This window comes from Pseudemcibacter sp., from assembly GCF_965661635.1.
Taxonomy (GTDB): domain Bacteria; phylum Pseudomonadota; class Alphaproteobacteria; order Sphingomonadales; family Emcibacteraceae; genus Pseudemcibacter.
Genome location: NZ_CBFIEP010000091.1, coordinates 1 through 14,574 on the forward strand (window position 1 = coordinate 1; position 14,574 = coordinate 14,574).

The 14,574-nt window shown below is 40.6% G+C and carries 12 protein-coding genes; 2 read left to right on the plus strand and 10 right to left on the minus strand.

Translation table 11 applies throughout. The annotated features are described in order from the left end of the window. From ACTF6W_RS06415 to ACTF6W_RS06435, 5 genes are all read right to left on the minus strand, one after another. The coding region (locus tag ACTF6W_RS06415) for an aminotransferase class V-fold PLP-dependent enzyme (protein ID WP_438993718.1) at window positions 1-757 on the minus strand (757 nt) is incomplete at its 3' end. 8 nt (window positions 758-765) lie between these two features. After that, complete coding sequence (locus tag ACTF6W_RS06420) at window positions 766-1,827, minus strand: CDGSH iron-sulfur domain-containing protein (RefSeq protein WP_438993719.1); 1,062 nt, start codon at window positions 1,825-1,827, stop codon at window positions 766-768. 1 nt (window position 1,828) lies between these two features. Beyond that, entirely contained in the window at window positions 1,829-3,871 is a 2,043-nt protein-coding gene (locus ACTF6W_RS06425) for a 3-hydroxyacyl-CoA dehydrogenase NAD-binding domain-containing protein (protein WP_438993720.1), read from the minus strand. Window positions 3,872-3,876: 5 nt separating this feature from the next. Continuing rightward, window positions 3,877-4,299: an acyl-CoA thioesterase gene (locus ACTF6W_RS06430; protein WP_438993721.1), complete on the minus strand. Its 423-nt coding sequence runs from the start codon at window positions 4,297-4,299 to the stop codon at window positions 3,877-3,879. Window positions 4,300-4,323: 24 nt separating this feature from the next. Continuing rightward, window positions 4,324-6,669 carry a bifunctional salicylyl-CoA 5-hydroxylase/oxidoreductase gene (locus ACTF6W_RS06435; protein ID WP_438993722.1) on the minus strand — a complete coding sequence of 782 codons (2,346 nt, stop codon included), beginning with the start codon at window positions 6,667-6,669 and terminating at the stop codon, window positions 4,324-4,326. Window positions 6,670-6,792: 123 nt separating this feature from the next. On the opposite strand from ACTF6W_RS06435, the gene ACTF6W_RS06440 reads away from it, so the two are divergent. Continuing rightward, window positions 6,793-7,254, plus strand: a complete 462-nt coding sequence (locus ACTF6W_RS06440) for a MarR family winged helix-turn-helix transcriptional regulator (RefSeq protein WP_438993723.1) — start codon at window positions 6,793-6,795, stop codon at window positions 7,252-7,254. On the opposite strand, the gene ACTF6W_RS06445 is transcribed toward ACTF6W_RS06440, so the two are convergent. Genes ACTF6W_RS06445 through ACTF6W_RS06465 form a run of 5 tightly spaced genes read right to left on the minus strand, consistent with a single transcriptional unit; the run spans window position 7,251 to window position 13,670 of the window. After that, window positions 7,251-8,825: an AMP-binding protein gene (locus ACTF6W_RS06445; RefSeq protein WP_438993724.1), complete on the minus strand. Its 1,575-nt coding sequence runs from the start codon at window positions 8,823-8,825 to the stop codon at window positions 7,251-7,253. The two genes, ACTF6W_RS06440 and ACTF6W_RS06445, sit on opposite strands and share 4 nt — an antisense overlap. Beyond that, window positions 8,825-9,289, minus strand: a complete 465-nt coding sequence (locus ACTF6W_RS06450) for a MarR family winged helix-turn-helix transcriptional regulator (protein ID WP_438993738.1) — start codon at window positions 9,287-9,289, stop codon at window positions 8,825-8,827. Before ACTF6W_RS06450 ends, ACTF6W_RS06445 begins: the two co-directional genes overlap by 1 nt. Further along, window positions 9,249-10,742, minus strand: coding sequence for an indolepyruvate oxidoreductase subunit beta family protein (locus tag ACTF6W_RS06455; RefSeq protein WP_438993725.1), 1,494 nt, complete (start codon window positions 10,740-10,742; stop codon window positions 9,249-9,251). Before ACTF6W_RS06455 ends, ACTF6W_RS06450 begins: the two co-directional genes overlap by 41 nt. Continuing rightward, window positions 10,739-12,868: a thiamine pyrophosphate-dependent enzyme gene (locus tag ACTF6W_RS06460; RefSeq protein ID WP_438993726.1), complete on the minus strand. Its 2,130-nt coding sequence runs from the start codon at window positions 12,866-12,868 to the stop codon at window positions 10,739-10,741. Before ACTF6W_RS06460 ends, ACTF6W_RS06455 begins: the two co-directional genes overlap by 4 nt. A 22-nt stretch (window positions 12,869-12,890) precedes the next feature. Further along, on the minus strand, window positions 12,891-13,670 hold the full coding sequence (locus ACTF6W_RS06465) for a cyclase family protein (RefSeq protein ID WP_438993727.1): 780 nt from the start codon (window positions 13,668-13,670) through the stop codon (window positions 12,891-12,893). Between the two features lie 151 nt (window positions 13,671-13,821). On the opposite strand from ACTF6W_RS06465, the gene ACTF6W_RS06470 reads away from it, so the two are divergent. Beyond that, window positions 13,822-14,571, plus strand: a complete 750-nt coding sequence (locus ACTF6W_RS06470; RefSeq protein ID WP_438993728.1) for an SDR family NAD(P)-dependent oxidoreductase — start codon at window positions 13,822-13,824, stop codon at window positions 14,569-14,571. Window positions 14,572-14,574 lie beyond the last annotated feature (3 nt).

Here is a 14,574-nt window from a genome sequence, read left to right on the forward strand (position 1 = left end):
GGATATTGTCATGAATCAACATTGCATGGATATCTTCCTGCGCGAACCAACCTGTTTGTGTTGGCTGGGATTTTAATATTAAATCATTACGCACAAAAAGAAACCCAACCCCCGCTGTAGAAAGTAGATATTTTAAAGAACCCCCAACAATAAAATCAACGTCCCATTCTTTCGCATCTATGGGAACTGCACCCACACCCTGATAAGCATCAACCAGTATCATAGCACCATTTTTACGGGCCACATCACGAATAGCAGGAATATCAGCGAGCGCACCATTTCGGTAGCAAACCAGCGGCACCGCGACAAGCAAAGTATTTTCATCAACAATCTTTTCAAGATCATCAAGGTCAATCATCCCATCAGTTTCTTTCACATGCACCACTTCTGCGCCATGTTTTTTTAAAGCATGCCATGCGTGAGCTTCTGTTGGGAACGCAAGATCAGTTGTTACTATTTTTTTCCGTTTGCCCGTTAAATTAAGACTACTTGATATTGCACTTAATGATGCTGAGGCTGACGTCGTGACAGCAATTTCATCGGTATTCGCATTTAAGAGTTCCGCAAATAACGCGCGTACGCGCTCAAGGCGATCACACCATTCAATCCAATCAGCACCAACTTCATGGCGGTCTTTTAAATATTTTAAGAAAGCAGCTTCAACTTCAACGGATAGTGCCGCATAAGAACAACTATTTATATAAACTGTATTTTTAAAAATCGGGAAATGTTCCCGGTAGGCATTCATGCTTTTCATATAATATCCTAGTAATTAATCGCCGGGCTTCCAGACGGATAAAAAACCCCCATCAGAAGCATACCGTCTTCGTCTGTGCATTCAAGCGAATGACCTTGCCTATGCGGTAAAAAGAGAACATCGCCCGTTTTCACATCGGCGACTTTTGTACCAGTCCACATTTTGCCTTCGCCCGTCAAAATCACAATGGCCTCTTCATATAAATGTCTATGCATCGCGGCTCGTGATTTGGGCACCTGACCAATAAATTGTGTTACTTCATTTGAGTCCACTTTTTTATCCACCAGTTCCTGATAAAACCGATTGGCCATTACATTCGCCGTTGCCATATCAAACGCGACATATCTTTCAGGATAATCATTTTGAAAAACCGAATTATTCTCATCAGTAACAGTAAGATCGGTAAGCAATGGGCATGCTGTCGCATAAATAACCATGTCTTCTTTTGTGATAACACGAAACTTTTCACCGGGACGAACATAAATTCCTGCTTCTTTATTCACATCAAATTCGCAACCAGCAATGTCAATTTTACCTGATCCAGAAACGAAATAAAGCACCGTATCAACATTCTCATATTCAAGCCAAGAGGTGGTACCTGTAGATACATGCAACCGATGAAGACTTAATTTCGTCGCATCATCTTCTTTGGCAATAACGGGCTGATATCTTAAATTTCCAACGACCGTATCATTCTCATTATTGGGCGTCATAACATATGCACCTCCCTCAAGAAGGGCCTTACCATTTTGATCTTGCTCAATTGAAATCGAGCCTTTCATACTTTCCACTTCTTCAGGCGTGGCTTCAGCATATACATCTTCTAAGTTATTATGCGCGCCATCACAATACGGTCCAGAATTGGTCGCTTTACAGGCACATAATAAAACATCCTCCGTTTTCTCAGCTTTAAAGACCAAAGGTCGGTGCTCAGTTCCCTTGTGCGCACCATCACAAAAAGGCTGTGATTTACTTAGCTTACAGGTACACCATGCATATTTTTTTCCCTCTTCTAAGCTAACCAGACAGGGTTTGTTTTCAACGACATAATCAACAGGGTTATCCGACATTTTATTCACTTTCTTTTGCTCGCTTCACCAAAAGGGACGAAGGCTTCCACCACCTATCACCATATTGCACCGCAAATTCATTAATTCTATCTACCACATATTTTAAACCAAGATGTTCGGCATAATGCATTGGGCCGCCTTTATATCGTGGAAATCCGAATGCAAAGGCATAAACAACATCAATATCACTCGCACTAAGAGCAATTTCCTCTTCTAGGATTTTATACCCTTCATTTATGAGCGCCAATATACAACGCTCTTCAATTTCCTTCGTTGTCTTTCTGCATCTTGAAATTCCAAAATCATGAGCCATTTTTTCTGCAATCTTGTCAATCTCAGGGTTATGCTTTTTTTCCTTACCTTCATAAAGATAAAAACCTGCGCCAGTTTTCTGTCCTTTATGACCTTTTTCAACAAGCTCTGCATGAATACTAAACGCACGCTCATCATAGGAACCATTTGGCAATTTAGCGCGCGCCATCACACCTATATCAATGCCCGCCATATCAAGCATTGTGAACATGCCCATCGGCATTCCGAAATCAAACATGGTTTGATCAACTTGCTCGACAGTCGCGCCTTCTAACAATAATAGCCCTGCTTCCCGACCATAACAAGAAGACATACGGTTCGCGATAAAACCATAACAAACCCCAGAGAGAACCGGGGTTTTGCGAATATTTTTCGCTAGCTGAAATGCCGTTGCGATTACCTCGTTCGAAGTATCATCAGTTTTAACAATTTCAAGTAGCGGCATAATATGTGCGGGGCTAAAGAAATGAAGGCCCAAAATATCGGATTTTCTTGTTGTGACATTGGCCATTTCATTGATATCTAAAAATGATGTATTGGTTGCGATAATTGCTCCTTCTTTGGCAATATTATCAAGCTTTCGAAAAACCTCTTTCTTTACATTTAAGTCTTCGAATACGGCTTCTATAATTAGATCTGAATTGGATAAACCATCATAATCAGTAATCAAATTTAATTGATTTATAGCAGTTTGCATTTGTTCTTCAGAAATACGGCCTTTATTGACCATAGATTGGTATATGTTTCTGATCTTTTCGCCTGCTGCAGCAACAGCCTCGTTTGATATTTCCAACAACGAAACCGCCATCCCAGCACTTAAAAAATTGATGGCAATGCCGCATCCCATTATGCCACCGCCGATAACTCCAACATGGTTTATTTTTCTAATAGGTGTCGTTTTATCAATTCCGTCAACTTTTGTCGCCGCACGTTCCGCAAAAAATAAATGACGTTGCGCCTTTGAATGTGAAGATGAAACAAGCTCCATAAATTTTTCACGTTCAAAAACTATACCTTCTTCGAATGGTAATTCCATGGATGCTTTTAATGCGTCAAGTGCAGCGAATGGCGCGAGAAACCCTCTAGACCGTCGAGCTATTTTATTTTGGAAATTCTCTACTTCTTCAGTTGACCCATCCACCTTTAAATCACGTATTCGTCTAACGTCTGCACCTTTTGCGAATGAAATGGCATCTTCTAATAAATTATGCTCGCTTACCTTTTCAGAAATTCCAAGCTTCTTTGCTTTTTCTGCATTAATGGGTTTACCACTTGTAATCATTTGGAGTGCGTGGGCTAAACCAATTAATCTTGGTAAGCGCTGCGTACCGCCTGCACCCGGAATAAGCCCGAGGTTTACTTCAGGTAGACCTACTTTGGCATTAACATCCATCACGCGGTGATGACAACAGAGTGCGAGTTCAAAACCTCCGCCCAAAGCGGTGCCATTAATGGCAGCTATTAGAGGTTTCTCAAATTCATCCATTTGTTCCATCAAATCGGGCAGGGTGGGACTTAGTGGCGGCTTTCCAAATTCTTTAATATCAGCGCCAGCACAAAAAGTTCGACCCGCACAAATGATAACCGCTGCAATAATTTTTGTATTATTATTAATACCCTCTAATGCATTTGATAGTTCACTTCGAAGGGCATGTGATAAAGCATTGACCGGCGGGTTATCAATTGTGATAACGGCTATATCGTTTTTAATATCTGTGAAAACAACGGTCACCAAATTTATCCCTCGACTAAGTAGTCCTGCATGCACTCTTTCACATGATCCGGAAGAGGGTGGCTTTTCATGATATTCCCTTTACCCTTGATATAAACCAGCTTCACGTCAGCGGTGAGAATTTCTTTTTCTTCCACCTTTGCATCAATCAAAACGGAAAATGACGCACGACCGATTTTAGTCACCACAAGCGACCAGACCACATAATCCTCTAATTCAGCAGGGTTTTTAAAGTTCACATTCAAATTAACCGTTGGAACGCCATAATCCGTTTCAACAATCATTTCTTTATAAGAAAAATTCACAACGTCAGCAAAAAAGTCCTCGACGATGTCGTTAATCATCTCAACTAGGCGAGGGTAATATGTAATCCCTGCTGCATCAGTTTGTCCAAAACGTATTTTTCTAGTGACTTCAAATTTTACCATTTCCCTAATTCCTATTAGCTTATTTTAATTATGTCTGCTTGGTTTAGACTTTTGCTGCCACTCAAGCTGTTGCAATCTTGCTTTCTCTTTTAAGCTATAGGCTTGTTGTTTGCCAGAAAGATATTGTTTTTCCCAATCGTTTTCATCTAGTTCTACGCCGTACCATGCGGCCGCTTCACGCATGAAGAAAGGATTCCATAAATGTGGTCGCCCAATTGCAACCAAATCTGCGCGCCTTGTATGCAAAATTGTATTAACTTGTGCGGGTTCAGTAATATTACCAACAGCCATAGTAGCGACACGAGGTACATTTCGTATGGCTTCCGCGAACCCAAGTTGAAACATGCGGCCATATACTGGTTTTTGATCGGGTACCGTTTGCCCTGCAGACACATCGATTAAATCAACTCCCGCATCTCTAAAGGCATTAGCAATGGCAAATGTGTCTTCTTCTGTTATGCCTCCTTCGATCCAATCGGTCGCTGAAATTCTTACTGACATTGGTTTTGATTTTGGCCATACTTCTCGCATGGCTTTGAATACTTCTAGCGGAAAACGCATACGGTTTTCTATACTTCCCCCGTAATCATCAGTTCTTATATTTGTAAGCGGGGAAAGAAATGAGGCTAATAAATATCCATGGGCCGCATGCATTTCAATCATATCAAATCCGGCTCGATCCGCCCTAATTGTGGCCTGTTTAAAGTCATGAATTACTTTATCCATGTCAGCACGGTTCATTTCTTTCGGTGTTTGCGAAATACCGTCAAAATAAGGGATATCTGATGCAGACATAATTGGCCAATTTTGACCTGGTTCAGCAATTGGGTGATCCATTTTATGCCATCCAAGTTGGGTAGACCCTTTGCGACCCGAATGCCCTAATTGCATACAAATTTTTGTTTCCGTATTTTCATGAACAAAATCGACGATGCGTTTCCAGTCTTTTTCTTGCTTATCCGTCCAAATTCCAGGACACCCGCGTGTAATTCGAGCCTCAGGTGAGGGGCATGTCATTTCCACATACATCAAGGCCATTCCACCACGAGCAGCACCGCCATAATGTACCAAATGCCAATCGGTTAAGTTTCCATCTTCGTCCGCAGAATATTGTGCCATTGGTGACATTACGACACGATTTCTAAGTTCTAATGGTCCTAATTTATATTTCGTGAACATTGGTGTAGGGCGGCTTTGACGATAATCATAACCGCTTTCTTGGTAATATCGCTCGTACCAAGCATCATCGATTTTCTTAACAAAATCAGGGTCTCGCAATATTAAATTATTATAAGTCACGGATTTTGACCGGCACATAACAACAGCCGCAAACTGCATTAAATCCATATCCCAAGAGCGGTCCATATGTTCAAACCACGCCAAAGAAACATCCGCATTATGTTGTAAAATTTGAACGGGTGTTTCACGTTCCTCGACATATTTTTCAAAAGCTTTCTCAACGGAACTTTCACCAAATTCTAACACCGCATCTGATAATGATATTGCACATTCCATTGCAAGCTTAGTACCTGAACCAATAGAAAAATGTGCAGATGCTTTCGCATCACCAAGTATTGCGATATTCTTGTGGTGCCAATTATTACAATAAATTCTTGGAAATTGCCGCCACATTGAACGATTAATTATTAAATTGTGCCCTTCTAGTTCTTCTGCAAAAATTTCTTCTAATTTATCCGCAGACCCTTGTTCGTCGAATTCTTCAAATGGCCATTTTTGCCAACAGTCCTCGGACATTTCAAACACCCATGTCGACATGCCTTCTTCATATTGATAGGTGTGTGCACATATTGGGCCGTATTTACTATCTTTGAAAAAGTAGGTGAAATCTTCTACTTTTCTGGTTGAGCCCATCCAAGTGAACCGATTACTTTTTTGGGTGATGGTAGGATTGAAAAATTGACTGTATTGCTCTCTAATGGCCGAACCGATACCGTCACTGGCCAATATTATATCGGAAGTAGCGAATTCCGTTTCCAAATTTTCTATCTCTATTTTTTTCCCAAAATTAAGTTTTACGCCAAGTGTTTCGCATCGGTTATGCAAAACTTTGAGTAAATTTAATCTTGAACATCCCGCAAAACCATTACCACCGCACCTGACTTCCTCACCTTTATATCGAATGATAATGTCATCCCAATAGGCAAATTCATCACGAATTAAATCATATGATTCTGGATCACGACTTAAAAATTCGTCCAAAGTATCATCAGAAAAAACAACGCCAAACCCAAAAGTGTCATCCGGTCGGTTTTGTTCAAAAACTTCAATTTCCCATTCTGGTTTTGCCTTTTTAGTCAAAAGGGCAAAGTAAAGTCCACCTGGCCCACCTCCTATAATTGATATTTTCATCTAACAAACCTCCATATTTCATATGTTAAAACTAACGAAATTTATCTTATATGTAAACTATTATTGCCCTCTTGCGGTTTTTAACTAGCGCGATATAGTGATTTTTAAGGGAGCATCATAAAAATGTCAGAAACGAAATATTCAAAGCGCCAACGGGAAAGCTTAAAACTTTGGATCGAATTATTAAGGTATTCTAATAAGCTTGAACAAATTATTGATGATAAACTGAGGCAAAATTACAAACAAAACATTTCTCGTTTTGATGTTCTTTCTCAACTTGAACGTGAAAAGAAAACTGGATTAACCGTTGGCGATCTAGCGTCAAGACTAATTGCTTCTAAGGGTAATATTACCGGGCTTATTGACCGCATGCAGGAAGATGAATTGATTTTAAAAACTTCAAGAAAAGATGACCGAAGAAGTTTTATTATTTCAATTATGGACAAAGGCTTAGAACTTTTTAATGAAATGGCTGAAAACAATGCTAAATGGGTTGAAGATGCCCTTAGTGCCATTGATATTGATAGTATGAGCGATTTTACGAAATTTTTAAATCAAGTGCGTCAAAATTTAGACTTGGATTAATTTTTCAAATCTTTACGAAGCAATTTCCCTGTAGCAGACTTTGGTAAGGCGTCAATATATTCGATGGCTCTTGGATATTTATAAGGCGCGACACTCGCTTTCACATAATTCTGTATATCATTTGTTAGATGATCACTAGGCTTGATGTCATTTCTCAAAACAATAAACCCCTTTACGATCATTCCTCTCTCATCATCAGGTATTCCAATGACTGCGCATTCTTCAACGGCTTTATGGGTTAAAATCGCCTGCTCAACTTCCGGTGCAGCGATATTATATCCCGCTGATATAATAATATCATCGCCGCGGGCCACAAACCAAAAATAACCCTCTTCATCACGCTTAAAAATATCACCCGTAACATTCCAGCCATTTTCTACATAACTCTCTTGACGGTCACCATTTAAATATCGACAGCCTGTCGGCCCCTTGACGACAAGTCTTCCTGCTTCGCCATCTGGAAGTGAATTCCCGTCTTCGTCCCAAATATCGGAGAGGTAACCCGGCACCACTTTGCCCGTTGACCCCGGTTTTATGTCATCACCTGATGCGGATATGAACACGTGGATCATTTCAGTTGCACCGATGCCGTCAATAAGACGGATACCCGTTTCATGAAAAAAATCATCCGATACCGCAAGAGGTAAATTCTCACCAGCAGAAACGCACGTTTTTAAAGAGGAAATATCCCTTGTTTTCGTCATACCCGTTAAAACTTTATAAGCCGTTGGCGCGGTAAACAGCGTGGTGACTTTATGATGTTCTATTTGATTTAATAAAACTTCGGGACCACCGCCATCAAAATAAACGACTGAAGCCCCAGCACGAGCCGGAAAAACAAGAAGCCCACCAAGACCAAAAGTAAATGCCAGCGGAGGCGAACCACAAACAACATCATTCGGCGTTAGTTTTAATATATATTTTGCAAAACTATCCGCCATAGCAAGTATATCACGGTGAAAATGTACGGTCGCTTTTGGAAGTCCCGTAGTCCCTGAGGTAAATGCGAGCAAGGCCACATCATCCGATGCTGTTTGCACCGCGTCAAAATGACCTGACAATTTTTCACACTTTTCCTTTATATCTGAAAAAGTAATTACATGATCTGCTTTTCCTATTGTGCTTTTAACAAGATCAATCGGCAAATCATTTTCAATTATTATTATTTCAGGTTCTGAAACGCCGATAATTGCATTAAGTTCCTTCTGACGGAGCATCGTCATCGTTGTCACAACAACACCGCCCGCCTTAAGTACCCCATACCAGAGAGCGGCAAGCATCGGCGTGTTATTGCCACGAAGAAGAACTCGGTTCCCTGGAATTAATCCATAAAGCTTGGTGAGGGCTTCAGCAACATTATTTGATTTGCGATCAAGATCATCATATGTCCATAAAATCTCCCCCATACGAATTGCAGGACGATCAGAAAATCCATTTTTTAATAATACCTCCGCAGCATTTAACACATCCGGATATTCAGGAACGTCATCACCAAAAATAAACTCCGGCCATGTTTCTTTAGTCGGCAATCTATCCTTTGCAAATGTATCAATGTGGGCTGTCGTTGTCATTAATCGCTTAAATTCTCTCTCATTTTGATCAAAATATTTGTAAAGTTTATCGCGTCTTGATCACTGATACCATCAAAAGCTTTCTGATAAATTTTGGATGCAAGAACTTTTAATTCTTGTAAAATATCTTTTCCCTTATTAGTGATAAAAACCTCAATAACCCTATTATCATCCGGAAATGGTTTTCTATCAATCAAACCATCATTTTCCATACGAATTAGAATACGTGTAATCGTTGAAAACTTCGTCACCGAACGCCTTGATAGATCGCCGACCGTACTTGGGTTTTTATCACCAAGTAACATCAACACCCGCCAACTGGGTTGATCCATATTATATTGTTTTAAGCTATCCGTCATAGCCTCAATATATGTGGCTGATGTTCTGTTTAAATTATAAAGCGGGTAATCATCTAATCGGAAATTAGGATGATCCGGCCCATGTAAACTCACCTTTTTCAGCATCACTTCCGGTTAATCCTGTTAATTGATAATTATTGAGTACTTGATTAAATTCTGTGCCTTTTTCACTCAGCAAAGCAGCATCACATAATTCTGTAATCACCGCCGCATTCAAAGTTTTTTCTTGCTCTATACTTGCCATAATACGCGAAAAACGATTGATACCACGTGCATGTGTTTCACCATATCCTTTAATTAGGCGGGGACATTTGGCAATTTCGTGCGCCAACGATAAATCGTTATCTGCATGTGTTTTTATTAAGTCTAGCCAAGCATTAATTCGTTTATGTTCTTCTTTAAACCGTAATGAGAAACGACGAAACCATCTCAAATTGGCAACAAACCTTAATAACAAATAGCCAAATATCGTTTTAGGTCGAATAATCCGCCCCTTATTAAAGAATGGGTTTAGAATAGCCTTCCAAAATCCAGATTTTCTCATTCCTTTACCAACGAGCGCTGGCAACGTATCGCAAAATTCTTCATATCGTGGGTGAAAATAATCATGTCCATACCAAATTTGACCGCTTTGAGCCCTTACTTCTGCGGCGATTTGATCAGAACGTTCGGCCCGCGTTTTAAGATCTGCCACTCTTATTACATCTTCAAAACACATCCATAATGCCATATGGCGTGCTGTTTCAGATAGAAGTTCAGGTTCATTTATGCCACTTAGTTTTTCCAAATAGTCATAGGCATAATCCGCATCTTGATAATCTACCAATTTATGGACACCATATGTGATAATTGGCTGCGCTTCTTCCGGAAATTGGCCGATATTATCTAGGCTAGTCGGTAGTTGAGTATGCATTTGAGTACAAGTTTTATTCTCTGCGCCATTTGCCGCTGTAAACCCAAGGTCAAATCCGTTTAAATTGGTTTCTACTGCACGGCCGGACTTACGAATAGTTTCTTCATAAGCGTCACGTGGAAATGGTAAAGCGCCAGAACCCGCCAAAGCACCAAATAACACACTTGAAATTACGCTCGAGGATTTAAGCACCATTTTATCCATGTCAAAAAGGATTAAGTTTTTTGCCGCCTTTTTAAGAGAAGACCTTACCTCATCACCATTTAAACGCCCATCCCCCATGGTTTCTTTTTCACCAATGGCATAAATTCTATGATCCGACGCAATTAATGTTGTCTTTTCAGGCGTCACAATGCCGCGGTTTACGGCACGCCCTGCTTCCATCAATTCAGCGGCGATTACCACGTCCACATCTCCTGAAACGGGCATTAAGGATAAAACAGGGTCTTGTTCGTTAATTTCGGCTTCAGGATATAGTTCAATGGCGTAAATGGTTGTACCCGTTCGTTGAGCCACGCCAGCAATCGCTGTATATTGTGCACGGTAACCGCAGCTTTCAGCAATTTCAACGATCCAGTTACTTAAGACGCCACCTCCTTGTCCGCCTAGCGCTGCGACGGCGATTGATATACGCTTTTCGCTCATAATAACCCCGCTCTCTTAAAACGGGCGTGGCGTTTTTTCTCAACACCTGCCTGCATCCAGCCGATAAAACCATTGCGGATAGAGCTTTTCATTTTATCCCATAAAGAGGGATTATAAAGAAGCGAAACGCGAGAAAATGAAGGACAAAGAACGGCAGCATGTGCCACTTCCCCACAATGCCCACAACCAACACAGCTATTATCGACATAGGCAACTGGATCCGTTTTTAAGGGATCCGGGTTTTCTTTTAAAGTTAGCGATGGACAGCCAGACATGCGAATACAGCTGTGATCCCCGGTACACGTTTCACTATCCACATAAAAACGGTCACGGATCATCCGTTTTCCGGCTTTTATTTTCTTATTAAAAATCGGTTTTTCGCGACGCTGACGATTTAACATACATTCGCCTTGAGCAACAATAACCTTCGGTCCACGCACTTTCGTGGTCATGGCCTCAAGCAATGTTTTATGCATTTCTACAAGATCATAAGTTCTCACTGTTTTAACCCAATTGACCCCAACTCCTTTTACTGCATCTGCGATAGAATGCTGGGTACTGCGTTTATCATGTTCCCCTTTAGACGATAATAAATCTTGTCCACCTGTCGCCGCGGAATAATTATTATCAACAATCATCAAAACATTATCCGTTTGATTAAAAACGGCATTGCCAACACCACTGGTCAGTCCATTATGCCAAAACCCGCCGTCTCCCATTATCGATAACGTTCTTTGTTTTGCGTCCTTGTTAAAGGCAGAGGCTCCTGCCCAACCTAGACCATATCCCATTGTTGTGTTGCCGATATTAAAAGGCGGTAAGATAGAAAATAAATGACATCCTATATCTGCGCTCACATGAAAAGATCCGATATCTTTTTCAACAAGTTGAATGGCCGTGAACATTGGCCTTTCTGGACAGCCTGTGCAAAAACCTGCTGGTCTTTGGGGAACATCGATCGTTTCTATTATCGAATTTGGCTTATCAACGTCATTAAGTACGCCATATTCAGTACCAAATTTTTCTAGACCGTTTTTGATAACATCACTGGTATATTCACCAATATCTGAGATCATATCCTTGCCATGCAGCATAACCTTAGATTTTGCTTTTCTGAGAATACTATTTAATTCATGTTCAATATATTCAGGGTGACCTTCTTCAACGAGAAGCAAGGACTTTTTCTCCTGCACAAATGAAAGAATTTCATCATCAATAACCGGATAGGTCACGTTCATGACATAAATTGGGATATCCGTATTACCAAATTCGTCACTAAGGTCCAATAATTCCAATGCACGAATTAGATTATTATAAAGACCCCCTTGAACGATAATACCTATGTCTTTTTGATTACCCCCTAATATTTCATTCAATTTATTTTCTTTAATAAATTCAACGGCCGCAGGCCACCTTTTCTTTAATTTTTCATGTTCATGCAAGTAATTGGCTGGTGGAAGAACAATACGTGAAGTATCCCTATTTGGGTTTTCCATCGCATCCTGAAGCGTAAAATCAGGCACCTTATTATCTTTTGCCGTAAAGCGACCATAAACATGGCAGGCGCGAATTCTAAGCTCTAACATAACCGGTGTATTTGAGGCTTCAGACAATTGAAACCCGGTTTCAACCGCATTTACAATTGATGTTAAATTTGGCCGAGGGTCTAAAAGCCACATTTGTGATTTCATCGCAAAGGCATGGCTGCGTTCCTGCATTATCGATGAACCTTCACCATAATCTTCGCCAACAATTACAAGCGCGCCACCTGTCACACCGCCAGATGATACGTTAGCGAGCGCATCACTAGCGACATTTGTACCAACCGTCGATTTCCAAGTTACGGCGCCCCTTAAGGGATAATTTATAGACGCAGCAAGCATCGCGGCGGCCGTCGCTTCAGATGCTGATGTTTCAAAATGAACATTTAATTCATTCATAATATCTTCTGCATCTGCGAGCACGTCCATTAAATGAGAAATTGGCGAACCTTGATAGCCGCCCACATAAGAAACCCCAGACTGTAGCAAGGCTTTGGTGACAGCCAGGATACCTTCACCGCGGAAGTCATCTCCTTCACCAAGTCTAAGTTTCTCAACTTCTTTTTTAAAAGATCTTTCAGCCATTAGTCGCTGCCATAAATCAAGATTATTTCGCCTTTAAAGCAAGAACGCGGAGCGGACTTCCAGAACCGTTTTCAATTTTTAAAGGGGGTACAATTAATATAGATCCAGTGGCCGGCAACTTATCCAAATTCATTAAGCTAGCAAGGCCATATTTATTTGCGCCATGCATTAATGAATGGGCAGGAAATGGTGTTTCAAACATCGCGGCCTGTCCCGCATCTGTACCCACGGTTTCAACACCCCAGCCCATTACGCCTTTTTCAATAATGTAATTAATACAGCAAGCAGTAGGCCCTGGAGAATGTGGTCCGGTATCGTCGGCATTTAAAAAATTATCGCGGCCCATTAAGGCCAACCAATCCGTACGCATTAGAACCCAAGAGCCCGCTTTAATTTCACCATTTTCAGCTTCCCATGCCTTTACACCATCAGCCGTTAATAGATAATCAGGATCGGCAGCCGTTTCAGCTGAACAATCAATAACGCATGCGGGCCCAACAAGATTTTGAGCCGGAATGGTGTCGGTTCCACCGTCAGGATAGTCCTTACCGCTCACCCAGTGAATAGGGGCATCAAAATGTGTTCCCGTATGTTCACCCATTGTCATCGTATTCCAATACCAAGCAGGGCCATCTTTGTCATATTTAGAAATTTGTTCCATGGAAAAAGGTGCAGAATTTTTTGCGATTTCCTCTGGTAAATGGATAATTGGAGTATCAGGTCCTAAGACTTGTGTTAAATCGATAACTTCTACATCACCACTTAAAAGCCGTACGGCCAGCTCATTCATTAAATTACTCATGGAGTTTCTCCCTAAATTTTATTTCTTCAACTACTATAATCTCGAATCATTTGATTATGCAAATAATATCATAATTGAGCTTGAAAATTAATTTACTTGCCACTTGGACCAACTCTTTTTACTTTACATGTAATTAAAAGTTAGGGAAGTGATGTCACTAGAAAGAAAACATGCGGTAGTTACAGGCGGCGGAACCGGAATTGGTTTAGCGATTGCCAATGCACTTATAAATGAAGGCGCTATCGTTACTATTATGGGACGTGATCTTAAGAGATTACAGAAAATAGCAGAGCATAACCCTCAAATGCATGCAGTTTCAGTTGATATTACCGATGAAAATAGTGTTTTAGAAGCGATAAACTCTGCCAGATTAACCGCCCCTATCGATATGCTCGTAAACAATGCCGGAGACGCGGATAGCGGTCCATTTCAAAATATGGATTTAAAACGATGGCAATATATGATTGCCTTAAATTTAACCGGAACTTTTTTAATGACGCATGCCGTCATTCAAGAAATGCTGGAAAATAAACAAGGCAATATCATCAATATTGCAAGCACTGCAGGTGTTATCGGTTATGCATATACAACATCATATTGCGCCGCCAAACATGGTGTTGTTGGTTTAACAAAATCGCTCGCCAAAGAAATGAAGGCTCATAATATTTTTATCAATGCCATTTGCCCTGGATATGCCAACACTGACTTAGTGATGGATGCAGTTAAAAAAATCATGGCCGCAAAAGGAAAAACTAAACAAGAAGCAATTGCAGGGCTACTTGAACCTAGTGGACAAGAAAGATTGATCGAACCAAATGAAATTGCAGAAGTCGCCATAGAATTATGTCATAATAATCAAAATGGTGAATGTATTATTATTGATGGAAAAAATAAGGAATAACGA

Bases quoted from the DNA above. Each gene is read 5' to 3' on its own strand.
- ACTF6W_RS06420 (WP_438993719.1), bottom strand. From the start codon at position 1,827: ATGTCGGATAACCCTGTTGATTATGTCGTTGAAAACAAACCCTGTCTG.
- ACTF6W_RS06430 (WP_438993721.1), bottom strand. From the start codon at position 4,299: ATGGTAAAATTTGAAGTCACTAGAAAAATACGTTTTGGACAAACTGAT.
- ACTF6W_RS06435 (WP_438993722.1), bottom strand. From the start codon at position 6,669: ATGAAAATATCAATTATAGGAGGTGGGCCAGGTGGACTTTACTTTGCC.
- ACTF6W_RS06440 (WP_438993723.1), top strand. From the start codon at position 6,793: ATGTCAGAAACGAAATATTCAAAGCGCCAACGGGAAAGCTTAAAACTT.
- ACTF6W_RS06445 (WP_438993724.1), bottom strand. From the start codon at position 8,825: ATGACAACGACAGCCCACATTGATACATTTGCAAAGGATAGATTGCCG.
- ACTF6W_RS06450 (WP_438993738.1), bottom strand. From the start codon at position 9,289: ATGCTGAAAAAGGTGAGTTTACATGGGCCGGATCATCCTAATTTCCGA.
- ACTF6W_RS06455 (WP_438993725.1), bottom strand. From the start codon at position 10,742: ATGAGCGAAAAGCGTATATCAATCGCCGTCGCAGCGCTAGGCGGACAA.
- ACTF6W_RS06460 (WP_438993726.1), bottom strand. From the start codon at position 12,868: ATGGCTGAAAGATCTTTTAAAAAAGAAGTTGAGAAACTTAGACTTGGT.
- ACTF6W_RS06465 (WP_438993727.1), bottom strand. From the start codon at position 13,670: ATGAGTAATTTAATGAATGAGCTGGCCGTACGGCTTTTAAGTGGTGAT.
- ACTF6W_RS06470 (WP_438993728.1), top strand. From the start codon at position 13,822: ATGTCACTAGAAAGAAAACATGCGGTAGTTACAGGCGGCGGAACCGGA.